General features: G+C 56.3%; 23 protein-coding genes. 15 read left to right on the top strand and 8 right to left on the bottom strand.

Features of this window, described 5'->3' with window-relative positions:
- Nucleotides 1-45: 45 nt before the first annotated feature.
- From rimK to OSH03_RS05030, 10 genes are all read left to right on the top strand, one after another.
- Nucleotides 46-948: a 30S ribosomal protein S6--L-glutamate ligase gene (rimK, locus tag OSH03_RS05075; protein ID WP_028012504.1), complete on the top strand. Its 903-nt coding sequence runs from the start codon at nucleotides 46-48 to the stop codon at nucleotides 946-948.
- 63 nt (nucleotides 949-1011) lie between these two features.
- Entirely contained in the window at nucleotides 1012-1488 is a 477-nt protein-coding gene (locus tag OSH03_RS05070) for a YbjN domain-containing protein (RefSeq protein WP_003858385.1), read from the top strand.
- Nucleotides 1489-1838: 350 nt separating this feature from the next.
- Entirely contained in the window at nucleotides 1839-2951 is a 1113-nt protein-coding gene (gene potF, locus OSH03_RS05065; protein WP_266178439.1) for a spermidine/putrescine ABC transporter substrate-binding protein PotF, read from the top strand.
- Nucleotides 2952-3054: 103 nt separating this feature from the next.
- The gene (potG, locus tag OSH03_RS05060; RefSeq protein ID WP_061098750.1) at nucleotides 3055-4188 is read left to right on the top strand and encodes a putrescine ABC transporter ATP-binding subunit PotG; all 1134 of its coding nucleotides are present in this window, start codon (nucleotides 3055-3057) and stop codon (nucleotides 4186-4188) included.
- Between the two features lie 9 nt (nucleotides 4189-4197).
- Nucleotides 4198-5151, top strand: a complete 954-nt coding sequence (potH, locus tag OSH03_RS05055) for a putrescine ABC transporter permease PotH (protein WP_061098749.1) — start codon at nucleotides 4198-4200, stop codon at nucleotides 5149-5151.
- Complete coding sequence (potI, locus tag OSH03_RS05050) at nucleotides 5148-5993, top strand: putrescine ABC transporter permease PotI (protein ID WP_061098748.1); 846 nt, start codon at nucleotides 5148-5150, stop codon at nucleotides 5991-5993. Before potH ends, potI begins: the two co-directional genes overlap by 4 nt.
- A gap of 65 nt (nucleotides 5994-6058) precedes the next feature.
- Nucleotides 6059-6532 carry a YbjO family protein gene (locus OSH03_RS05045; protein WP_061098747.1) on the top strand — a complete coding sequence of 158 codons (474 nt, stop codon included), beginning with the start codon at nucleotides 6059-6061 and terminating at the stop codon, nucleotides 6530-6532.
- 40 nt (nucleotides 6533-6572) lie between these two features.
- A complete protein-coding gene (rlmC, locus tag OSH03_RS05040; protein ID WP_266178438.1) occupies nucleotides 6573-7700 on the top strand; it encodes a 23S rRNA (uracil(747)-C(5))-methyltransferase RlmC in 1128 nt (375 codons plus the stop codon).
- A gap of 72 nt (nucleotides 7701-7772) precedes the next feature.
- A complete protein-coding gene (locus OSH03_RS05035; RefSeq protein ID WP_266178437.1) occupies nucleotides 7773-8480 on the top strand; it encodes a response regulator transcription factor in 708 nt (235 codons plus the stop codon).
- On the top strand, nucleotides 8464-9933 hold the full coding sequence (locus tag OSH03_RS05030; protein WP_266178436.1) for a sensor histidine kinase: 1470 nt from the start codon (nucleotides 8464-8466) through the stop codon (nucleotides 9931-9933). Before OSH03_RS05035 ends, OSH03_RS05030 begins: the two co-directional genes overlap by 17 nt.
- An 86-nt stretch (nucleotides 9934-10019) precedes the next feature.
- Here OSH03_RS05030 and artJ read toward each other — a convergent pair whose 3' ends face one another.
- The 6 genes from artJ to OSH03_RS05000 form a co-directional block, all read right to left on the bottom strand.
- Nucleotides 10020-10751: an arginine ABC transporter substrate-binding protein ArtJ gene (artJ, locus tag OSH03_RS05025; protein WP_028019301.1), complete on the bottom strand. Its 732-nt coding sequence runs from the start codon at nucleotides 10749-10751 to the stop codon at nucleotides 10020-10022.
- Between the two features lie 179 nt (nucleotides 10752-10930).
- Nucleotides 10931-11599, bottom strand: a complete 669-nt coding sequence (gene artM, locus OSH03_RS05020; RefSeq protein ID WP_061098744.1) for an arginine ABC transporter permease ArtM — start codon at nucleotides 11597-11599, stop codon at nucleotides 10931-10933.
- Nucleotides 11599-12315, bottom strand: a complete 717-nt coding sequence (gene artQ, locus OSH03_RS05015) for an arginine ABC transporter permease ArtQ (protein WP_266178435.1) — start codon at nucleotides 12313-12315, stop codon at nucleotides 11599-11601. Before artQ ends, artM begins: the two co-directional genes overlap by 1 nt.
- Nucleotides 12316-12321: 6 nt before the next feature.
- Complete coding sequence (artI, locus tag OSH03_RS05010) at nucleotides 12322-13053, bottom strand: arginine ABC transporter substrate-binding protein ArtI (RefSeq protein WP_008500032.1); 732 nt, start codon at nucleotides 13051-13053, stop codon at nucleotides 12322-12324.
- Between the two features lie 19 nt (nucleotides 13054-13072).
- A complete protein-coding gene (gene artP / locus OSH03_RS05005) occupies nucleotides 13073-13801 on the bottom strand; it encodes an arginine ABC transporter ATP-binding protein ArtP (RefSeq protein ID WP_008500030.1) in 729 nt (242 codons plus the stop codon).
- A gap of 226 nt (nucleotides 13802-14027) precedes the next feature.
- Nucleotides 14028-14546 carry a lipoprotein gene (locus OSH03_RS05000; protein WP_061098742.1) on the bottom strand — a complete coding sequence of 173 codons (519 nt, stop codon included), beginning with the start codon at nucleotides 14544-14546 and terminating at the stop codon, nucleotides 14028-14030.
- A gap of 97 nt (nucleotides 14547-14643) precedes the next feature.
- Here OSH03_RS05000 and OSH03_RS04995 point away from each other — a divergent pair, with 97 nt between their 5' ends.
- From OSH03_RS04995 to OSH03_RS04985, 3 genes are all read left to right on the top strand, one after another.
- On the top strand, nucleotides 14644-14967 hold the full coding sequence (locus OSH03_RS04995) for a heavy metal-binding domain-containing protein (protein ID WP_151412805.1): 324 nt from the start codon (nucleotides 14644-14646) through the stop codon (nucleotides 14965-14967).
- A complete protein-coding gene (locus OSH03_RS04990) occupies nucleotides 14964-15794 on the top strand; it encodes an N-acetylmuramoyl-L-alanine amidase (protein WP_266178434.1) in 831 nt (276 codons plus the stop codon). Before OSH03_RS04995 ends, OSH03_RS04990 begins: the two co-directional genes overlap by 4 nt.
- A 272-nt stretch (nucleotides 15795-16066) precedes the next feature.
- Complete coding sequence (locus OSH03_RS04985) at nucleotides 16067-16690, top strand: helix-turn-helix domain-containing protein (protein ID WP_061098739.1); 624 nt, start codon at nucleotides 16067-16069, stop codon at nucleotides 16688-16690.
- On the opposite strand, the gene OSH03_RS04980 is transcribed toward OSH03_RS04985, so the two are convergent.
- Both OSH03_RS04980 and OSH03_RS04975 read right to left on the bottom strand, forming a co-directional pair.
- Nucleotides 16691-17317 (bottom strand): hypothetical protein, encoded by a 627-nt coding sequence (locus tag OSH03_RS04980; protein ID WP_266178433.1) that lies wholly within the window; start codon nucleotides 17315-17317, stop codon nucleotides 16691-16693.
- Nucleotides 17317-18873, bottom strand: a complete 1557-nt coding sequence (locus OSH03_RS04975; protein WP_266178432.1) for an ExeA family protein — start codon at nucleotides 18871-18873, stop codon at nucleotides 17317-17319. The genes OSH03_RS04980 and OSH03_RS04975 overlap by 1 nt, the downstream gene beginning before the upstream one ends.
- A 300-nt stretch (nucleotides 18874-19173) precedes the next feature.
- On the opposite strand from OSH03_RS04975, the gene gspC reads away from it, so the two are divergent.
- Nucleotides 19174-19905, top strand: coding sequence for a type II secretion system protein GspC (gene gspC, locus OSH03_RS04970; protein WP_266178431.1), 732 nt, complete (start codon nucleotides 19174-19176; stop codon nucleotides 19903-19905).
- A 13-nt stretch (nucleotides 19906-19918) separates the two neighbouring features.
- Nucleotides 19919-21841, top strand: coding sequence for a type II secretion system secretin GspD (gene gspD, locus OSH03_RS04965; RefSeq protein WP_061098735.1), 1923 nt, complete (start codon nucleotides 19919-19921; stop codon nucleotides 21839-21841).
- Nucleotides 21842-21850 lie beyond the last annotated feature (9 nt).

Here is a 21850-nt window from a genome sequence, read left to right as displayed (position 1 = left end):
GTATATGATATGCAGGCTTTTTCCATGTCTTCAGAGAGGTGCAGGGTGAAAATTGCCATATTGTCCCGGGACGGAACGCTCTATTCATGTAAGCGCCTGCGAGAAGCGGCGGCGAAACGCGGGCATCAGGTTGAGATCCTCGACCCGATGTCCTGCTATATGAACATCGACCCCGCCGCGTCGTCGATTCACTACAAAGGCCGCAAGCTGCCGCACTTCGATGCGGTGATCCCCCGCATCGGCTCCCAGATTACCTATTACGGCACCGCCGCGCTGCGCCAGTTCGAGATGCTGGGCAGCTACCCGCTCAACGAATCCGTCGCTATATCCCGCGCCCGCGACAAGCTGCGCTCGCTGCAGCTGCTCGCCCGTCAGGGAATCGATCTTCCCGTCACCGGCATTGCGCATTCCCCGGACGACACCAGCGATCTCATCGACATGGTGGGCGGCGCGCCTTTAGTGATTAAGCTGGTGGAAGGCACGCAGGGTATAGGCGTGGTGCTGGCGGAAACGCGCCAGGCGGCAGAAAGCGTGATTGACGCCTTTCGCGGCCTGAATGCGCACATTCTGGTGCAGGAGTACATTGAAGAGGCGAAAGGGCGCGACATTCGCTGCTTCGTGGTGGGTAACGAGGTCGTGGCGGCCATCGAGCGTCAGGCCAAAGAGGGCGATTTCCGCTCTAACCTTCACCGCGGCGGCGTAGCGCGGGTAGCCGATATTAGCGAACGCGAGCGGGAAATAGCCGTTAAAGCGGCGCAAACCCTGGGGCTGGACGTGGCGGGCGTGGACCTTCTGCGCGCGACGCGCGGGCCGCTGGTGATGGAGGTGAACGCCTCCCCGGGGCTGGAAGGCGTGGAAAAAACCACAGGGGTCGATATTGCAGGTAAAATGATCTCATGGATCGAGCGTCATGCCACGCCGGGCTACTGTCTTAAAACGGGCGGTTAAATGGATTACCGGGCGCTTTTTGAGTACCCTATGCGAAGTTTTTACTAAAGAGGCTGCACCGCGATGGATTTACAGGTCGTACCTACACTGGATACGTTACGTCAATGGCTTGATGATGCCGGGATCACGTTCTTCGAATGCGATTCCTGCCAGGCGCTGCATCTGCCTCATATGCAGAATTTCGACGGCATTTTCGATGCCAAAATCGATCTGATTAACGACGTGATCCTTTTCTCCGCGCTGGCCGAAGTGAAGCCTTCTGCGCTGCTGGCGCTGGCCTCCGACCTGTCGGCGATCAATGCCAGTTCTTTGACGGTGAAAGCATTTCTCGATATACAGGATGATAATCTGCCAAAACTGGTCGTTTGCCAGTCTTTATTCTCCGGGGCAGGGCTATCGTTCAAGCAGTTCGCCTGGTTTATGCGCTTGAGTGAAGAGCAAATTTCCATGGTTATGATGGAAGCCAATGCACATCATCTGCTGTACAGCGCGGAAGACGATGCAGAGAATAATGATGCATCTCCCAATTTTCTTCACTAAGCCTGTCTGACTTTTGCGCAGTCGCTGCCATAGCGGCTGCAGAAGGCCATTTTTTCTGCTGCTTTTAACCTTTCTTTAAAGAATATTTCACCTCCCTCAAGGCCATTTCGGCTTATCACGTAGACTTAACCTGCATAAAAAATTGATAAAAGGCGTTTTTTCGTCTGGGCTATAGCCGGAGACACGGGCTACAGTTATTCTTGCGATGCTTAAAAAAGCGAGCGGAAACTGCCGGGTAAAGAGGTTTCTTTTTATTTTGAGCAGAGCGACAAACTATGCATGATTTTTGCATATATCCAGATTGCACAGTTTAGCTCGTTTGTTAACGAGCTTTCAGAAGGAATAACACTATGATCGCCTTGAATAAAAAATGGTTATCGGGTCTGGTTGCGGGTGCTCTGATGGCCGTCTCTACCGGCACGCTCGCTGCGGAACAAAAAACGCTGCACGTTTACAACTGGTCTGACTATATTGCACCGGACACGGTCGCTAATTTTGAAAAAGAGACCGGCATTAAAGTGGTCTATGACGTTTTCGATTCCAACGAAGTGCTGGAAGGAAAGCTGATGGCGGGCAGCACCGGTTTTGACCTGGTGGTACCTTCCGCAAGCTTCCTGGAGCGTCAGCTGACGGCGGGCGTCTTCCAGCCGCTGGACAAGAGCAAGTTATCGAACTGGAAAAACCTCGACCCGGAAGTGCTGAAGCTGGTGGCGAAGCACGACCCTGACAACAAATACGCGATGCCTTACCTGTGGGCGACCACCGGTATCGGCTACAACGTGGATAAAGTCAAAGCCGCGCTGGGCCCGGACGTTAAGCTGGACAGCTGGGACGTGGTGCTGAAGCCGGAAAACCTTGAGAAGCTGAAAAGCTGCGGCGTCTCCTTCCTCGATGCGCCGGAAGAGATTTTCGCCACCGTGCTGAACTACCTGGGCAAAGACCCGAACAGCAATAAAGCCGATGATTACACCGGCCCGGCGACCGATCTGCTGCTGAAGCTGCGTCCAAACATTCGCTACTTCCACTCGTCCCAGTACATCAACGACCTGGCGAACGGTGACATCTGCGTGGCGATCGGCTGGGCAGGGGACGTGTGGCAGGCGGCGAACCGCGCGAAAGAGGCGAAAAACGGCGTGAACGTGTCTTACTTCATTCCGAAAGAGGGGGCGCTGGCCTTCTTTGACGTCTTCGCGATGCCTGCTGATGCGAAAAATAAAGAGGAAGCGTACCAGTTCCTTAACTACCTGATGCGTCCGGAAGTGATTGCCCATATCAGCGACCATGTCTACTACGCCAACGGTAACAAGGCCTCCTTGCCGCTGATTAGCGAAGAGATCCGTAATAATCCGGCTATCTATCCGCCGGCGGACGTGTTCGCCAAGCTGTTCACCCTGAAGGTTCAGGATCCAAAAATTGACCGCGTGCGTACCCGCGCGTGGACCAAGGTGAAAAGCGGGAAATAAGATACCGTGAGTCGTAGGCCGGGCAAGCGTTAGCGCCCCCGGCAACAGGCGCACCGTTCTGGTGCGCCTGCACCATGATTTGATCTCTACCGGAGAACACCCCGTGAATGACGCGATCCCCCGCCCGCAGGCGAAAGTCCGTAAAGCGCTGACCCCGCTTCTTGAAATTCGTAACCTCACCAAATCTTTCGATGGCCAGCATGCCGTGGACGACGTCAGCCTGACTATCTATAAAGGCGAAATATTCGCGCTACTGGGCGCATCGGGCTGCGGTAAATCGACCCTTCTGCGTATGCTGGCCGGTTTTGAACAGCCTACCGCCGGGCAGATCATGCTCGATGGCGTGGATCTCTCCAGCGTGCCGCCGTATCAGCGCCCGATTAACATGATGTTCCAGTCCTACGCGCTGTTTCCGCACATGACGGTGGAGCAGAACATTGCCTTTGGCCTGAAGCAGGACAAGCTGCCGAAAGCCGAAATCACCGCGCGCGTGGCTGAAATGCTGGGCCTGGTGCACATGCAGGAGTTTGCGAAGCGTAAGCCGCACCAGCTCTCCGGCGGCCAGCGTCAGCGCGTGGCGCTGGCCCGAAGCCTGGCGAAACGCCCGAAGCTGCTGCTGCTCGACGAGCCGATGGGCGCCCTGGACAAAAAGCTGCGCGACCGCATGCAGCTGGAAGTGGTGGATATCCTTGAGCGCGTGGGCGTGACCTGCGTGATGGTGACCCATGATCAAGAAGAGGCCATGACCATGGCCGGTCGTATCGCGATCATGAACCGCGGGAAGTTCGTGCAGATTGGCGAGCCGGAAGAGATTTACGAGCATCCGACCACCCGCTACAGCGCGGAGTTCATCGGATCGGTCAACGTCTTCGAAGGACTGCTGAAGGATCGTCAGGAGGATGGCCTGGTCATCGAATCACCGGGGCTGCAGCATCCGCTTAAGGTCGATCCTGACAGCTCGGTGGTGGATAACGTGCCGGTCTACGTGGCGCTGCGCCCGGAGAAGATCATGCTTTGTGACGATCCGCCTGCCGACGGCTACAACTTTGCCGTCGGGGAAGTGGTGCACATTGCCTATCTGGGCGATCTCTCCATCTATCACGTGCGCCTGAAAAGCGGACAGATGCTCAGCGCCCAGCTGCAGAACGAACATCGCTATCGCAAAGGACAGCCGACCTGGGGCGACGAAGTGCGCCTGTGCTGGGACGCGGACAGCTGCGTCGTGCTGACGGTATAAGGAGCGATCATGAGCACACTTGAACCTCCAGCCCGCGTCAAAAAACCGGGCGGCTTTGCCCACTGGCTGACGCGCCTTAAAATGAACCACGGCCGCAAGCTGGTGATCGCCATGCCGTACGTGTGGCTGATCCTGCTGTTCCTGCTGCCGTTTCTGATCGTCTTTAAGATCAGCCTGGCGGAGATGGCGCGCGCGATCCCGCCGTATACCGATCTGTGGGAGTGGGCCGACGGGCAGCTGACGCTGACCTTGAACCTGGGCAACTTCCTGCAGCTCACCGAGGATCCGCTCTATTTCGAAGCCTACCTACAGTCCCTGCAGGTGGCGGCGATCTCGACGCTCTGCTGTCTGGCGATGGGCTACCCGCTGGCGTGGGCCGTGGCGCACAGCAAGCCGTCGACGCGCAACATCCTGCTGCTGCTGGTGATTTTGCCGTCCTGGACCTCGTTCCTGATCCGCGTTTATGCCTGGATGGGGATCCTGAAGAACAACGGCGTGCTGAATAATTTTCTGATGTGGCTCGGGGTTATCGATCAGCCGCTGACCATCCTGCACACCAACCTCGCGGTCTATATCGGCATCGTGTACGCCTATCTGCCGTTTATGGTGCTGCCGATCTATACGGCCCTGACGCGGATTGACTACTCGCTGGTAGAAGCGTCGCTCGATCTCGGCGCGCGTCCGCTGAAGACCTTCTTCAGCGTGATTGTCCCGCTGACCAAAGGCGGCATTATCGCCGGGTCAATGCTGGTCTTTATTCCGGCGGTCGGGGAGTTTGTGATCCCGGAACTGCTCGGGGGGCCGGACAGCATCATGATTGGCCGCGTGCTGTGGCAGGAATTCTTCAATAACCGCGACTGGCCGGTGGCCTCGGCGGTGGCGATTATCATGCTCCTGCTGCTGATCGTCCCGATCATGTGGTTCCACAAGCATCAGCAGAAACAGATGGGAGATCGCGGATGAACAACTTACCGGTAGTGCGCTCCCCGTGGCGAATTCTGATCCTCATTATCGGCTTTACCTTCCTGTATGCGCCGATGCTGATGCTGGTGATCTACTCGTTCAACAGCTCTAAGCTGGTGACGGTATGGGCGGGCTGGTCGACGCGCTGGTACAGCGAGCTGTTCCACGACGACGCGATGATGAGCGCGGTGGGGCTGAGCCTGACCATTGCCGCGCTGGCGGCCACGATGGCCTGCGTTCTGGGCACCATCGCCGCGCTGGTGATGGTCCGCTTCGGGCGTTTTCGCGGGTCGAACGGGTTCGCCTTTATGATCACTGCCCCGCTGGTGATGCCGGACGTCATCACAGGCCTGTCGCTGCTGCTGCTGTTCGTGGCTCTGGCGCACGCCATCGGCTGGCCGGCGGATCGCGGTATGCTCACCATCTGGCTGGCGCACGTCACCTTCTGTACCGCGTACGTGGCGGTGGTGATCTCCTCGCGCCTGCGCGAGCTGGATCGCTCTATTGAAGAGGCGGCGATGGATCTCGGCGCCACGCCGCTGAAGGTCTTTTTCATCATTACCCTGCCGATGATTATGCCGGCGGTGATCTCCGGCTGGCTGCTGGCGTTCACGCTTTCGCTCGACGATCTGGTTATCGCCAGCTTTGTCTCCGGGCCGGGCGCAACGACGCTGCCGATGCTGGTCTTCTCCAGCGTGCGCATGGGGGTTAACCCGGAGATCAACGCCCTGGCCTCTATCATCCTCGGCGTGGTCGGAATTGTCGGATTTATCGCCTGGTATTTGATGGCGCGCGCGGAAAAACAGCGCGTGCGTGATATCCAGCGTGCAAGACGCGGCTGAAGCATTTAAAATTTCCAGTGATGTGCCGCGCGTGACGCGGCACTGTTTTTCAGGGAAGTAAAACATTGGGACTATTAAAAAAATCACGTCTTACGCACGCCCGTCCTAACGTTCCTGCGCTGGTTCAGGTGGCGGCGCTCGCCATTATTATGATCCGCTGCCTGGACGTGCTGATGATTCTGAATACCCTGGGCGCGCGCGGCATCGGGGAATTCATTCACCGCAGCGTGCAGACGTGGAATCTGACGCTGGTCTTTTTAAGCAGCCTGGTGCTGGTGTTTATTGAGATCTACTGCGCGTTTTCGCTGGTCAAAGGGCGCAACTGGGCGCGCTGGGTCTATCTGCTGACGCAGATTACCGCCGCCAGCTATCTGTGGGCCGCCTCGCTGGGCTACGGCTACCCGGAGCTGTTCAGCATTGCCGGAGGCTCAAAGCGCGAGATTTTCCATGCGCTGGTCATGCAGAAGTTGCCGGATATGCTGGTGCTTCTGCTGCTGTTTGCGCCAGCCTCCAGTCGGCGGTTCTTCCGCCTGCAATAATGTGTATAATCGCAGCCCTCGTGATTCTTAAGGTTTTCATATGCAGTGCGCACTCTATGACGCCGGACGCTGCCGCTCCTGTCAGTGGATAGAACAGCCGGTCTCTCAACAACTCACCGCCAAAATGGCCGACCTGCAACAGCTGCTGGCAGCGCGCGCGGTGGGCGAGTGGTGCGCACCCGTCAGCGGCCCTGAGCAGGGCTTTCGCAACAAAGCCAAAATGGTGGTCAGCGGCAGCGTTGAAAAACCGCTGCTGGGTATGCTGCACCGCGACGGCACGCCGGAAGACTTGACCGACTGCCCGCTCTATCCCGCCTCGTTTGAGCCGGTCTTTGCCGCACTGAAACCGTTTATCGCTCGCGCGGGGTTAACGCCTTACAGCGTCGCCCGCAGGCGCGGCGAGCTTAAGTACCTTCTGCTGACGGAAAGCCAGGAAGACGGCGGCATGATGCTGCGCTTCGTGCTGCGTTCGGAGACCAAGCTGGAGCAGCTGCGCGCGGCGCTGCCGTGGCTGCAGGAACAGCTTCCTCTGTTAAAGGTCATTACCGCAAACATTCAGCCGGTGCATATGGCGATCATGGAAGGGGAGAAAGAGATTTTCTTCACCGACCAGCACGCGCTGGCGGAGAGCTTCAACGGCGTGCCGCTGTGGATCCGCCCGCAAAGCTTCTTCCAGACCAACCCGACCGTGGCAAGCAGCCTGTACGCCACCGCCCGCGACTGGGTGCGCGCGTTAAACGTCCATCATATGTGGGATCTGTTCTGCGGCGTGGGCGGTTTTGGCCTGCACTGCGCCACGCCTGAGATGCAGCTCACCGGAATTGAGATCTCCGCCGAAGCGATTGCCTGCGCAAAGCAGTCCGCCGCTGAGCTGGGGTTAACCAATCTGCACTTCCAGGCGCTGGACTCCACGCAGTTCGCGACCGGGCAGGGCAACGTGCCGGAGCTGGTGCTGGTCAATCCGCCGCGTCGTGGCATCGGAAGCGCGCTGTGCAACTACCTGAGCCAGATGGCGCCGGAATACATCGTCTATTCAAGCTGTAACGCACAGACCATGGCGAAAGATATCGCTAATCTGCCTGGCTACCGCATTGAACGCGTTCAGCTTTTCGATATGTTCCCGCATACCGCGCATTATGAAGTGCTGACGCTGCTCGTGAAATCTTAAACAAAATGTGAACTCTGCCGGCCCATAAAATCAGGTAAGCTTACGTCATAAGAGATGAATAAAGGCTTACCCATGATGCAGATCCTGCTGGTGGAAGACGACCATGATATCGCGGCGCTTCTGCGGCTCAATTTAGAAGACGAAGGCTACGCCATCACCCACGAGCCCGACGGGGGCAACGCCCTGCAGCGCCTTGAAAAACAGTCGTGGGATGCGGTGATCCTCGACCTGATGCTGCCCAACGTTGACGGCCTGGAGATTTGCCGCCGCATTCGTCAGATGACTCGCTACCTGCCGGTGATCATCATCAGCGCCCGCAGCAGCGAAACCGACCGCATCACCGGGCTGGAAACCGGCGCCGATGATTATCTCGCCAAACCCTTTTCAGTGCAGGAACTGATTGCCCGCATCAAAGCGCTGTTCCGCCGCCAGCAGGCGATGGGTCAGGCGCAGGCTGACGGGCAAATTCAGGCCCACGGTCTGACGATCGATCCCCTGGCGCGCAGCGTGCTGCTTCACGGCCAGGTGGTGGATCTCACCCCGCGCGAATTCGAACTGCTGTACTTCTTCGCCCGCCATCCAGGCGAGGTGTTTTCCCGTCTGGCGCTGCTGGAGCAGGTGTGGGGCTATCAGCACGAAGGCTACGAGCACACCGTCAACACCCATATCAACCGCCTGCGCATCAAGATTGAGAAGGACGCCGCCGAGCCGGAGATTATTCGCACCGTCTGGGGCAAGGGCTATAAATTTGCGGAGCCAAACCATGATGCGCCGCTTTAGCCTGAGCCAGCGGCTAACGCTGCTGTTTGTCCTGCTGATGATGCTCTGCGCCACCGTCGCCTGCGCGGTGCAGCTCTACAGCAGCATGCAGTACGGCAACGCGATGGTGCAGCGGCTGTCGGGCGGCCTGGCGCAGCAGATCGTTCAGCGGGAACCGATTCTGGACGCGCAGGGCAGGGTCGACCGCAGTGCGCTGAAACCGCTGTTTGACCGGCTGATGACCTTCAACCCGAGCGTTGAGCTGTACGTTATCTCGCCGGACGGCGATATCCTGGCCGATGCCGCACCGCCGGGCCATATTCAGCGGCAAAAAATCGACCTGGCACCGGTTCAGACCTTCCTGAGCGGTACCGTCATACCGGTACTGGGCGACGACCCGCGCAGCCAAAATAAAAAAGTGTTCAGCGCCACGCCGCTGCGGCAGGACGGCGAGCTTAAGGGCTACCTGTACATTATTTTGCAGGGCGAGGAGTCGAACGCGCTGGCGGAAATGGCCTGGCATAAGGCGCTCTGGAGCACGGTGCTCTGGTCATTGCTGTGGGTCGCGCTGTTTGGCCTGCTGGCGGGACTGCTGGTCTGGTACTGGGTGACGCGTCCGGTTAAGCGCCTGACGGAAGAGGTCACCGGCCTGGAGCAGGACAGCATGAGCGCAATCAGGCTGCTGGCAGCCCAGGCACCGGACGCCGCGGCCAATGATGAAGTGGCCCTCCTGCGCAACAGTTTCATCGAGCTGGCGCGGAAAATCACCCGCCAGTGGGACCAGCTGGCCGACAGCGATCGCCAGCGCCGGGAGTTTATCGCCAATATTTCGCACGATCTTCGCACGCCGCTCACCTCGCTGCTGGGCTATCTCGAAACCCTGTCGCTCAAATCCGCCACCCTGACCCCGCAGGAGCACCAGCAGTACCTCGCCACCGCGCTGCGTCAGGGACAAAAGGTTCGTCATCTTTCCCAGCAGCTGTTCGAGCTGGCGCGCCTGGAGCACGGCGGCATTAAGCCGCAGCGCGAGCGTTTCGCGATGGCAGAGCTGATTTCCGACGTGGCGCAGAAGTTTGAGCTCACCGCCCGCACGCGCGAGGTGAATCTGCATATTGACGTGCCGGGCCCCCTGCCGCTGGTCAATGCCGATGTGTCGATGATCGAGCGCGTGGTGACCAACCTGCTGGATAACGCGATGCGCCACACGCCCATCGGCGGGGAAATTCGTCTGGCGGTCTGGCAGGAGAATGAACGGCTTCAGGTCGAAGTGGCAGACTCCGGAACGGGCGTGGATGCCTCGCTGCGCGACGATCTGTTCCAGCGGCCTTCGGCGCTGAATACCCAGGCTGCGCGTGAGAACCGCGGCGGGTTAGGGCTGTTAATCGTTAAGCGAATGCTGGAGCTGCACGGCGGCGGGATCGGGCTAATGGAGTCGGTGAGCGGGGCGCGGTTCAGGTTTTTTGTGCCGCTGTGAGAAATTGCCGGGTAGCGCTGCGCTTACCCGGCCTACAACTCCCCCCATAGGCCGGGTAAGGCACAGCCGTCACCCGGCAAAAACCATTACTGCGGGAACCACTGATCGCTGATTTTCTGGTACGTGCCGTCCGCTTTAATCGCCTTCAGCGCGCCGTTCAGTTTTTCCAGCAGGGCTTTGTTATCCGGACGTACCGCGATGCCGAGGCCTGTACCAAAGTACTGCGGGTCGGTCACTTTCTCGGTTGCCGTACCCAGCTGCGGGTTGGTTTTCAGCCACTCGTTCACCACGGCGGTATCGCCGAATACGCCATCGATACGGCCGTTTTTCAGGTCGATAATCGCGTTTTGGTAGCTGTCATAGGCCACGGTCTTCACTTCAGGATGCTTGTCCTGAAGGTATTTCTGGTGCGTGGTGCCGTTTTCCATCCCGATGCGTTTGCCTTTCAGCTCGTCAAAGGACTTATAAGCCCCTTTCTTCGCAATCACTACCGCCGAGTTGGCGTAGTACGGGTCGGTAAATGCCACCTGCTTGCTGCGCTCCGGCGTGATGTCCATCCCGGAGATCACCGCATCGTATTTCTTGAATTTCAGCGACGGGATCAGGCTGTCGAACGCGTGGTTGGTAAAGGTACAGTCGGCCTGCATCTGCTTGCACAGCGCTTTCGCCAGATCGATATCGAAACCGACGATCTGGTTGCTGGCGTCCAGGGATTCAAACGGCGGATAGGTGGCCGAAACGCCAAAATTGATTTTATCAGCGGCGGATGCGCCAGCGGCGAAGGTGGCGAGTAGTGCGGCCAGAACTAACTTTTTCATGGTAATGCTCCCGTCTGTCTATCTTGTCATTATGCGCCGTGTCTGCGGCATGGATGTACAATGCCAGTTAATGAATTTATATGCAATAAATATGAGTAAATATTATTTTGGGTATAAAAAAAAGCGGATAAGCCATCAGGTTATCCGCTCTGTTAATTACGTTTTATGCACTCTTGTGATTAATTTCTGCGCTCAAACGCTAACGCTTTACGCTCAATCAGGCGCATCATCAGCGTCAGCAGACCGTTCACCACCAGATAGACCACGCCTGCCGCGCCGAACACCATCACGTCATAGGTGCGCCCGTACAGCAGCTGCCCGTGACCCATCACCTCCATCAGGGTGATGGTGTAGGCCAGAGAGGTACTCTTGAACACCAGCACCACTTCGTTGGAGTAAGAGGAGAGCGCGCGCTTAAAGGCGTACGGCAGCAGGATCGCCAGCGTGTCTTTCTTGCTCATGCCCAGCGCCCCGCAGGACTGCCATTGTCCTTCCGGAATGGCGCGGATCGCCCCGTAAAACAGCTGGGTGGTATAGGCCGCGCTGTTCAGCGAAAGGGCAATCAGGGCGCACAGCCACGGCTCAGAGAGCAGGTGCCAGATAACCGGATACTCCTGCAGCGACGGGAACTGTCCTGGGCCGTAGTAAATCAGGAAGATCTGCACCAGCAGCGGCGTACCGGTAAACAGGGTGATATAGCCGCGCACGATCCACACCAGCACCGGCGTTTTCAGCGTCAGGATGATGGTGAAGATGAGCGCCAGGACCAGCGCCACGATAATGGACGCCACGGTCAGCGTCAGGCTGGTGTGCAGCCCTTTCATCAGCTCCGGAAAATATTCAAGCATCAGCCTGGTCTCCGTTCAAAGCGCGTCGCACGCAGGTCAATACGCTTGAGGATGTACTGACTGAGCAACGTGATCACCAGGTAGATAGCCGCCGCCACGATGTACCAGGTAAACGGCTCCTGAGTGCGGGTGGCGATACTTTTGGTTTGCAGCATCAAATCGTTCACGCTGATCAGGCTCACCAGCGCGGTATCTTTCAGCAATACCAGCCACTGGTTGCCCAGCCCCGGCAGGGCGTGGCGCCACATCTGCGGCATCACCAGACGGAAGAAGATAGCTGCTTTCGACATGCCCAGCACCTGGCCGGATTCCCACTGCCCTTGCGGTACCGCTTTCAGCGCGCCGCGCAGGGTTTGCGATGCGTACGCGGAGTAGAGCAGGGAGAGGGCAATCACGCCGCAGAGGAACGGGCTGACGTCAAAGTTTTCAATCTGCATCTGCACCGGGATCTGCGCAAAGCCAAGATTGATGGTGAAGCCGTCCGACAGCGTAAGCAGCAGCTGCGAGGAGCCGAAATAGATGAACAGGACCACCAGAATTTCCGGTAGCCCACGCAGCACGGTGACCAGCGCGGAGCCCGCCCAGGCGACGGGGAACCATTTTGCTGATTCCCACACCGCAAAGAACATCGCCAGCACCAGGCCGATAATCAATGCGCAAACGGCAAGGCCGACGGTCATCCCGGCGGCGCTTGCTAAAGGAAAAATTTCATTCATCAGGAATTACTTCTGGAACCATTTTTTGTAGATGGTTTCGTAGGTGCCGTCTTTCTTCACTTTTTCCAGCGCAGCGTTGAATTTCTGCTGCAGCTCGGTGTTGCCCTGACGAACGGCAATCCCCAGACCGGTACCGAAGTAGTCTTTATCGGTCACTTTGTCGCCCACTGGCGCCAGTTTGTCGTTGGCTTTCAGCCACTCGGTCACCACAGCGGTATCACCAAATACGCCGTCGATACGGCCATTCTGCAGATCCAGCTTCGCGTTCTGGTAGCTGTCGTACGGAACGGTGGTGATTTCCGGATGTTTATCCATGATGAATTTCTGGTGCGTGGTGCCGTTCTGCACGCCCACTTTTTTGCCTTTCAGCTGATCGACAGAGGTGAATTTACCTTTCTGACCAATGAACAGCGCGGAGTTGTCGTAGTAAGGGGTGGTGAACAGCACCTGCTTTTCGCGCTCAGGGGTGATGTCCATACCGGCCATGACGGCATCAATACGGCGGAACTTCAGGCTTGGGATCAGGCTGTCGAACGCCTGGTTGCTGAAGGTACAGGTTGCGTCGATCTCTTTACACAGGGCGTTTGCCAGGTCTACGTCGAAGCCAACAATTTTATTGTTCGCATCAATGGACTCAAACGGAGGGTAAGAGGCTTCCGTGGCGAAACGAATGGTCTGGGCTGCGGTAGCGGAAAGGGTAACGCCAGCAAGCAGCACGGCAAGTAATACTTTTTTCATTATATTTCCCCTGACACAATCAATGAGATAAATAGTTTTTGAAGGCATCGGTTTGCGGGTTCGCGAAGCAGCTCGCGTCACCTTGCTCGACGATATACCCGTTTTCCATGTAGACCACACGGCTGGCGGTTTTACGCGCCACTTCCACTTCGTGGGTAACGATGACCTGCGTGATATTGGTTTCCGCCAGCTCGCGAATAATGCTGACGATCTGGGCGGTGATTTCCGGGTCCAGCGCCGCGGTCGGTTCATCAAACAGCAGTACCGCGGGCTCCATCATCAGCGCGCGGGCAATCGCCACACGCTGCTGCTGACCCCCAGAGAGGTGCAGCGGATAGCGGTCGCTGTAGGGCTTAAGGCGCAGACGCTCCAGCAGCTTTTCGGCGCGCGCGATGGCCTGATCTTTACTTAACCCCAGCACGCGGCACGGGGCTTCAATCAGGTTTTGCAGCACCGTCAGGTGCGGCCAGAGATTGTATTGCTGGAAGACCATGCCGACGTTTTGACGCAGTTCGCGAATCGCTTTATCCGACGGGGTTTTCGCGAAATCAAAATGGTTACCGGCGATAGCCAGCGTACCGGAACGAGGCATTTCAAGCAGATTAAGGACGCGCAGAAGGGAGCTTTTGCCTGCACCGCTTGGGCCAAGTAAAACCAGCGTTTCGCCTTCCGGGCAGTTCAGCGTGATGTCAAACAGCGCCTGGTGTGCGCCGTAGAAGCAGTTAATGCCGTTTAGTTTAATACTCATCGGGGCAGTCTTTACTCATCCAGGCAATCTATAGCAATTGAGGCCGCAGATAGTACCGTTGACAGAATAGTTATGCAATATTTCTGCGTTAAAAGTTAAATATAACCCGCATTTCCTCTTAAACATAGCACAAAATAGCGAACGGCAAGGTCGGCGAGTATAAATGTCGGCATTCCGCATGAAATGCCGGACATTTTACGGGGGTAACATTTTTATCACTGATGATTTAGCGGTTCTCAATCGACTGGCGCAGCGTGCCGGCCGGGGCATGAACGCTGCCGCCGATATAGCGCACGTCGTCCACCGCCCAGCACTGGCCTTCACGGATCATCAGCACTTCATCCTGCCAGGTTTGGGTGCCCTGGGTCAGCTTCACGCGCAGCGGAATGTTCCGCGCATCGGTGTTCGGGATGGTTGACGCGCTGGCCACCTCGGCGCTGTCCGGCAGCGTGGCGCGGCTGGAGAACGGATCGGATTTCAGCAGGGCGTTATGCTGCGGATCGCGGGTGGCATCGTTGAGCAGTTTTGCCAGATTATCGCTCAGGTACGGGCGCAGGGCGGTCAGGTCATTTCCGCGATGCTGAATGCGGTAATCATAAAATTGTTGCGCCACGGCGTCCGGGCCGCCCTCTATACAAGGGCCGCTGCGGGTACCGATATCCTTAAAGGCTGGCGTGACCGTGGTGGTACAGGCGCTGAGCACCAGCGCGCAGGGCACCAAAAGCGTTAAAGCAGAGTAGCGCATGTTGATTTCCTTATTTATTAACTATCCTTTCAATCATAGCGTAACGAACCGATAATGCTGTTGCTAACGCATTGAACGCTAAAGAAGGAGAGAAAGTATGCAGTTTTCAACAACGCCAACCCTGGAAGGGCAACCTATTACCGAGTACTGCGGCGTGGTCACCGGCGAAGCGATTCTGGGCGCGAACATTTTCCGGGATTTCTTTGCCGGCATTCGTGACATCGTCGGTGGACGCTCCGGCGCGTACGAAAAAGAGCTGCGTAAAGCGCGCGAAATTGCGTTTAAGGAGCTGGGCGAGCAGGCAAAAGCGCTGGGCGCAGATGCCGTTGTAGGAATCGATATTGATTATGAAACCGTCGGCAAAGATTCGAGCATGCTGATGGTGAGCGTAAGCGGCACGGCGGTGAAAACCCGTCGATGAAGCGTTCGCTTTCAACGCTCCTGCTGGCGATGTTGCTGGCAGGATGCGCCCAGGAAAAAGGCATCGTTGATAAAGGTGCCTACGAGCTTGATACCCGCCATCAGGCGCAGGCGGCCTACCCGCGCATCAAGGTGCTGGTGATCCACTACACCGCCGACGACTTCGATACCTCGCTTGCGACCTTAACCGACAAAAACGTCAGCTCGCATTATCTGATCCCCGCGAAGCCGCCCACGCCGGACGGCAAGCCGCGAATCTGGCAGCTGGTGCCGGAGAGCGAGCTGGCCTGGCATGCGGGCATTAGCTTCTGGCGCGGCACTAACCGTATTAATGACACGTCTGTCGGCATTGAGCTGGAAAATCGCGGCTGGCAGAAAACGGCCGGGGTGAAACATTTTACGCCGTTCGAGCTTGCGCAGATTGCAGCGCTGGTGCCGCTCGCGAAAGACATCATTGCCCGCTATAGCATCAGGCCTGAAAACGTGGTGGCCCATTCGGACATTGCGCCACAGCGCAAGGACGATCCTGGCCCGCTGTTCCCTTGGCGGGAGCTGGCTCAGCAGGGGATAGGCGCATGGCCCGACCCCGCGCGCGTGGCTTTCTATATAAACGGACGGCCGCGCTTTCAGCAGGTAGATACCGCCGCGTTACTCGATTTACTCGCGCGCTACGGCTATGAGGTGCCGGTAAACAGCACCCCGGCGCAGCAGAAACGCATCATCATGGCATTCCAGATGCACTTCAGGCCTGACCTGTGGAACGGCATCGCCGATGTTGAAACGATGGCCATTGCCGAAGCGCTATTAGAAAAATACGGGCAGGGGTAATCCTTCGGAATACCCCCGAATGAGTAGTTTTTCCTGAAAACCCTTCAGATTAATCTTAAGTACAAACTCAATTCATTTTTAGTTAATTGACTTAAAATTATCCGCATTTAAGATAGACACATAGCTTGCTAACTAATGCAGCAGATAAATATATCGCATTCAGCTTTTATTTTTCTCCTTGAGAACTTCTTCAGCAAAATATTCTGAGGGTAAGGCTTTCTTTTGCCTTATTCCTGTAAATTAAAATTTCATATCTTAAATCGGGTATAACAATGTTAAGCATCTACGCAAAAAAATTACGTCCGCAACATGAAATGGAAGCCATTATTTCTGCCACCTCAGGTTTTGAAGAAAAAACCTTAAAGAAATGGCAAAAAATATCCACATCTGATTCGCAATATATTCATATTATCGTCAGCGGCGAAGTGGAATTCCGACGCGAATCCGACGAGCTGTGCATGTTCACGGTAACGGGCCAGTGCATCTTTGGTCTCTCGTCGATGTACTACAACGCAACCCATATGTACGGACTGGTTCGCGCCAACACCGTGGTGCGTTCAATCAAAAAAGAGGTCTTCGCGCAGCTGATGACCGACAACAATTTATGGCCTCAACTGACCAAAGTTCTCTCCTGGTACATCTGCATGCTGAGCAAACGCGACGATGTCCTGGTTGCCCGCAGCGCTTATTCTGTCGTACGTGAATTTTTGTACGAAATTAACGATCTGATTGTTCATCATCAGCGCGATATCAATATTTATGATTATATTCAGGAATACACCAACCTGGCGCGCAGTACCATTATTAAAATTCTCTCCGATCTGAAAAAAGGGGAGTACATTGTCGTCGAGAAGGGTCGACTCCTTAACCTGACAACATTGCCTGAAAAATATTAACTACTCCAGCCGGTCTCCTTTCTTACTCAAAGGAGGCCGGGAGTCTACTTTCTGTAATGCACCTTCCTGCGAATTAGCCTGCGTCTCGTCAACCGGCGGCGCGGGAATTTTTCCTTGCGAATAATCTTGCTCTTGTTCTTTTAATGCCTGCTTAAATAACTCGGTTATTGAGGCATCGTCACCGCCTGCGCTGGCGGGTACCGCATCGTGCGCTTCGGTTCCGGGTAAAGTATCCCGCGACGTATCGTGCGGCACGCCGCCGTCAGGTGCCTGCTGCCAGTCGGCATCATCGCTGTTGATGGGCAGATCCTGCATGGCCGGAACATCCGCGTGCACCGGCGCGGGTTTTGGATGCGGATGCGGGAAAGGCTTGCTTACATACACGTAGTGCATATCTGAAAGCTGCGTTTCGGGTTTCGCGACGCTCGCTTTAACCGGTTCCGGCGCCGGATGGCGCAGGTTCCAGTAAACGTGCGCGTACAGCCCTGCCATGACCATGGCGCACAGGCCCAACATCCATAAAAAGGTATTACCGCAAATTTTTCTCAGGCTTGGGACGCGGTATGAAAACCAGACCGCCTCCCCGGTGACGTAGCTGCGCTGAGCCGCAAGACAGATGGTAGACATTAGGAATGCTTCTCCTGCGTTTTGGCGTCTGGCGTGGCCTGGAGCAATACGCTCGGCGTGGTATGGGTTTCACGCATCAGCTGCATCAGCGTGTCTTCCCCCGGAATACCGTCCACGTGCAGATTCATTTTTTGCTGGAACTCGCGGGTGCGTTTCATCATCTCCGCCGTCCAGGTTTGTGAATGGGTTTCAGGCTCGGCAAGCGCCAGACTCAGCTGCTGATCCAGCCAGCCCAACTCTTTCGCATCGCTGGCGGCGCTGATGGCATCTTTACCTTCCGGCGTCAGGCGGTGCAGCTGGGTATAGTTTCCGGTCGCATGCTGGTTAAACCAGCGGCGGCTTACCTGCCAGGTGCGGTTGTTCATCAGCAGGTCGATAGAGGTATCCCCAACGCGTGCGACCACGGCGTAGTTAAGATGGTCACCGGTTTTAAGTTCACTGACCCACGGATAACCCTCTCGTGCCAGCGCATCCGGCGAGGCGTTGCCCTGTTTACACATCAGGTTCACCTTGGCGGCGTTTTGGCACAGAGCGTCATCCGCCGAGGCGTCATACCCCCACATCAGGTAAAGCTGATGCATCGCATCCGGCTGATTAACCATTTCTTTGTCGATAACCGGCACCGCGGGCGTCTCAACTTTTGGCGCCTGCTGTTTCCAGCTGACGGGCACCGGCAGCTGAACCGGAAGTTTTGCGGTGATCGAGGAGGTCAAATACCAGCCGCAGGCGGCGAACAGCACGGATGCGAACAGTCCCACGGTTGCCAGGCGCTTACCGTGTTTTTTCGCAGGAAGGATCTCTCCGGCCGCCAGGCGTAAATGACGCGGGCTGACCTGTAGCGCACGTTCGGTCCAGGCGGCCAGCATCGACAGGTGTGCCAGTTCATTCAGCTTGCTGATATTCCCCTTGGTCAGCGCGTGCATCTTGCGCACGCGCGCCGGGGTGAGCGGCGAGTTCTCGCACCCGTGCTCTTCACACTGCGCCTGGACATAGCTGAGAAATTCCCGGCAGGTCAGGGGGCGTAAGGTGTGGCGGGTATGTGCATATTCACGCAGTTCAGACTGCTGCATCAGAACGGCGTCCAGATCCGTCGTGCCCATCAGCACCACGGCCAGGCGAAACTCCAGCTCCTGGGCGCGTGCAAGCAGCATGCCCAGCACCTCGTGACAGCTCTCTTTCATGGCTTCGGCATGGTTAATCACCAGCACTTTCGCTTTGGCTTTCCCGCTCTGCCACTGCTGCAGCACGGCATCCACCGCCTGAATTCGGTTCTTGTTCTCTTTCGTTCCCGGGTTGAGCTTGTACAGCAGGCTACTGGCACTCAGTTTTGGAAACGCGTTGATGGCAAGCACGCCAGGCATAGCGGTTTTCAGCGCATGGCTGAACTGACCTGACAAACGGGCGTCGTCACAAAAGAGACCGCTCACGCCCGCCCGTTGGGTTTTCTCTTTCAGCAGGTTAAACACGTCCTGATGATAGGGCACCAGAAAATCCCCGGTTGAACGGGTAATCTCCCTGAACGGCGGGTTTTTAAAATGAAAGTGGCTCTGATACATAACGACTTACCGTCTCTGATTAGGAATAGCAACAGGACGAGAAAGTAAAGTAACGCTACAGGGTGGTCAATTTGCGCGCAGGGTAAAAATATCCACCGGGCCATGCCTAACATCTGGATTTTATACGGTCAATATTTTTCTTTATGAAAGTTAGCGGCAAAGTCAGTGGTCGCATTTACAGCAGCTAATTACTATTTTCTCACATATTGGCGCAGCACGACGCTGCTTATTTTCGCTTTGTTAAAGGCCAGATGAAAAATGAGGTTCTCATTTCTGTCACGGTGGATAACGCCCTGCATTATGTTTGCGCTGTTAATTTTTTGCGGCCAGCAAGGCTATCTGACGTTTAAAGATTATAAAAAAGTTACGAATAAGTTGGCTAAATCTGATGAACAGCCGCTGAAAAATCGCCGTGAAGAAAAAACATTCACCCTTTTCACGGCTGCGGTGCGTCAGGACAACTTACCGACTGCGACGAAAGCCCCGCTGGCAGCGGAGATAGAAGGTATCGTGCGCAGCGATGACGCCTGGCTTTCCTTCGCGGTGATCAAAACGCCGGGAGGTCAGAAGAGCTACCGTGAAGGTGAGCCGCTGACCGGTTTTAACGATGCCTTTATTCAGGAAATTAACAAAGACAATGTGGTGGTTAATTACGAAGGTGCTACGCAGGTACTGGCTTTAAATAAGCCTGACTATTTTAAGGGCGGCGTTGACAGCGGCCCGGTAACCAAATCGACGAAAGATGCGGGCGCGGAAAGCGTGCATCTGGATGATTATCTGGTGCTCAAACCGTTAATCGAAAAAGGCCAGCTGGAAGGCTACAACATCAATCCAAGGAATGCTTCCTCGTTCTATAGCCATTCCGGGCTACAAAAAGGCGACGTGGCAGTAGAAGTCAATTCTGTCGATATGACCGATGAAGCAAAGGCAAAAAGTATTATTGCCAGCTGGTCGAAGATGAAAGAAGCGGAGGTCGTCGTCAGACGTCACGCTCACCTTGAAAATATTCGGGTCAATGTTCTAAACAATTAACAAGTGTACAGACATGAAGAAATTTCCTTGGGCGTGCGTGGCGCTGACCGCATTGTCGTTATATTCCGGTTCGCTGCTTGCAGCCAACTTTAGCGCGAGCTTTAAAAATACCGATATCCGCGAGTTTATCGATACGGTAGGCCGCAATCTGAACAAAACTATTCTCGTCGACCCGTCCGTTCAGGGCACGGTGTCGGTCAGAACCTATAACGTGCTGACGGAAGATGAGTATTACCAGTTCTTCCTGAGCGTGCTGGATCTGTACGGTCTGTCGGTGATCCCGATGGACAACGGTATGGTGAAAGTGGTGCGCTCAAGCGTCGCCCGCACCGCGGGTGCACCGCTGGCCGACAGCAAAAACCCGGGCAAAGGCGATGAGATTATCACCCGCGTGGTGCGCATGGAAAATGTGCCGGTGCGCGAACTTGCCCCGCTGCTGCGTCAGCTGAACGATGCCAGCGGTATCGGTAACGTGGTCCACTTCGAACCGTCCAACGTGCTGCTGTTAACCGGTAAAGCCTCGGTGGTTAACCGCCTGGTAGACCTGGTGCAGCGCGTCGATAAAAACGGTATTCAGCGTCGCGAAATCGTGCCGTTGCGTTTTGCTTCCGCCAAAGATCTGTCGGATATGCTGAACAACCTCAGCAACGAGGAGCAGAAAGGGCAGAACGCGCCGCAGCTGGCCACCAAAGTGGTGGCCGATGACGAAACCAACAGCCTGGTGATCAGCGGCCCGGAAGACGCGCGCGCGCGTACCCGTTCCCTTATTCATCAGCTGGATCGTGAGCAGAACAACGAGGGGAACACCCGCGTCTTCTATCTCAAATATGCCAGCGCCACCAAAGTGGTTCCGGTCCTCACCGGGATTGGCGAGCAGCTGAAAGACAAGCCGGGCACCTCTAAAGCGAAAACCGCGAGCGCCTCAACGGATCTGAATATTACCGCCGACGAGTCAACCAACTCCCTGGTGATCACCGCTCAGCCTAACGTGATGAACTCCCTGGAGAAGGTGATCGACAAGCTGGATATTCGTCGTCCGCAGGTGCTGGTGGAAGCGATCATTGCTGAGGTGCAGGACGGTAACGGCCTGGATCTTGGCGTGCAGTGGACCGGCAAGCACGGCGGCGTGCAGTTCGGCTCCACCGGTCTGCCAATCAGCCAGATTAAAAACGGTACCATGAAAGGGGCGAGCTTCACCGGCCTGGCGACCGGCTTCTTTAACGGTGATTTCGGCGCCCTGATGACCGCGCTCTCAACAGACGGTAAAAACGACATTCTCTCCACGCCAAGCGTGGTTACGCTGGATAACAAAGAAGCGTCGTTTAACGTCGGCCAGGACGTGCCGGTCCTTTCCGGTTCGCAGACCACCAGCGGCGACAACGTCTTTAACTCCGTTGAGCGTAAGACCGTCGGTACCAAGCTGAAAATTGTGCCGCAAATCAACGACGGCGACATGATCCACCTGAAGATTGAGCAGGAAGTGTCCAGCGTTGACAACAGCGCGACGGAAGACGCCAGCCTCGGCCCAACCTTTAACACCCGCACCATCAATAACGAAGTGATGGTGCACAGCGGCCAGACGGTGGTGCTTGGCGGCCTGATGGAAAACGTCACTAAGCAGTCGGTTTCGAAAGTGCCGCTGTTGGGAGATATCCCGCTGGTCGGGCAGCTGTTCCGCTACACCTCGCAGGATACGTCCAAACGCAACCTGATGGTGTTTATCCACACCACCGTCCTGCGCGACGACGAAAACTACAGCGCGGCGTCGAAAGAGAAATATGACCAGATCCGCGTTCGCCAGATGCAGCGCGTGGAGGAGAAAAAGCTCGGCATTCTTGAACCGGCGGATAACGCCATTCTGCCCGCGTTTCCTTCTGCCAGCACCAGCGCCGCGCCGGTGAAAACCAGCGCGACGCGCAATCCGTTTAAAGAGTAAGGCGGAGGG

The organism is Enterobacter nematophilus, from assembly GCF_026344075.1.
GTDB lineage: Bacteria > Pseudomonadota > Gammaproteobacteria > Enterobacterales > Enterobacteriaceae > Enterobacter > Enterobacter nematophilus.
This window is presented reverse-complemented; position numbering and strand designations above follow the sequence as displayed.

What these genes read in the sequence shown, in the direction of transcription:
- gspC (WP_266178431.1), top strand. Translation starts at nt 19,174, where the DNA reads ATGTTTGCGCTGTTAATTTTTTGCGGCCAGCAAGGCTATCTGACGTTT.
- OSH03_RS04975 (WP_266178432.1), bottom strand. Translation starts at nt 18,873, where the DNA reads ATGTATCAGAGCCACTTTCATTTTAAAAACCCGCCGTTCAGGGAGATT.
- OSH03_RS05000 (WP_061098742.1), bottom strand. Translation starts at nt 14,546, where the DNA reads ATGCGCTACTCTGCTTTAACGCTTTTGGTGCCCTGCGCGCTGGTGCTC.
- rlmC (WP_266178438.1), top strand. Translation starts at nt 6,573, where the DNA reads ATGCAGTGCGCACTCTATGACGCCGGACGCTGCCGCTCCTGTCAGTGG.
- gspD (WP_061098735.1), top strand. Translation starts at nt 19,919, where the DNA reads ATGAAGAAATTTCCTTGGGCGTGCGTGGCGCTGACCGCATTGTCGTTA.
- artM (WP_061098744.1), bottom strand. Translation starts at nt 11,599, where the DNA reads ATGCTTGAATATTTTCCGGAGCTGATGAAAGGGCTGCACACCAGCCTG.
- OSH03_RS05030 (WP_266178436.1), top strand. Translation starts at nt 8,464, where the DNA reads ATGATGCGCCGCTTTAGCCTGAGCCAGCGGCTAACGCTGCTGTTTGTC.
- OSH03_RS04980 (WP_266178433.1), bottom strand. Translation starts at nt 17,317, where the DNA reads ATGTCTACCATCTGTCTTGCGGCTCAGCGCAGCTACGTCACCGGGGAG.
- artI (WP_008500032.1), bottom strand. Translation starts at nt 13,053, where the DNA reads ATGAAAAAAGTATTACTTGCCGTGCTGCTTGCTGGCGTTACCCTTTCC.
- artP (WP_008500030.1), bottom strand. Translation starts at nt 13,801, where the DNA reads ATGAGTATTAAACTAAACGGCATTAACTGCTTCTACGGCGCACACCAG.
- potI (WP_061098748.1), top strand. Translation starts at nt 5,148, where the DNA reads ATGAACAACTTACCGGTAGTGCGCTCCCCGTGGCGAATTCTGATCCTC.
- potH (WP_061098749.1), top strand. Translation starts at nt 4,198, where the DNA reads ATGAGCACACTTGAACCTCCAGCCCGCGTCAAAAAACCGGGCGGCTTT.
- artQ (WP_266178435.1), bottom strand. Translation starts at nt 12,315, where the DNA reads ATGAATGAAATTTTTCCTTTAGCAAGCGCCGCCGGGATGACCGTCGGC.
- OSH03_RS05070 (WP_003858385.1), top strand. Translation starts at nt 1,012, where the DNA reads ATGGATTTACAGGTCGTACCTACACTGGATACGTTACGTCAATGGCTT.
- OSH03_RS04985 (WP_061098739.1), top strand. Translation starts at nt 16,067, where the DNA reads ATGTTAAGCATCTACGCAAAAAAATTACGTCCGCAACATGAAATGGAA.
- OSH03_RS04990 (WP_266178434.1), top strand. Translation starts at nt 14,964, where the DNA reads ATGAAGCGTTCGCTTTCAACGCTCCTGCTGGCGATGTTGCTGGCAGGA.
- OSH03_RS04995 (WP_151412805.1), top strand. Translation starts at nt 14,644, where the DNA reads ATGCAGTTTTCAACAACGCCAACCCTGGAAGGGCAACCTATTACCGAG.
- artJ (WP_028019301.1), bottom strand. Translation starts at nt 10,751, where the DNA reads ATGAAAAAGTTAGTTCTGGCCGCACTACTCGCCACCTTCGCCGCTGGC.
- potF (WP_266178439.1), top strand. Translation starts at nt 1,839, where the DNA reads ATGATCGCCTTGAATAAAAAATGGTTATCGGGTCTGGTTGCGGGTGCT.
- OSH03_RS05035 (WP_266178437.1), top strand. Translation starts at nt 7,773, where the DNA reads ATGATGCAGATCCTGCTGGTGGAAGACGACCATGATATCGCGGCGCTT.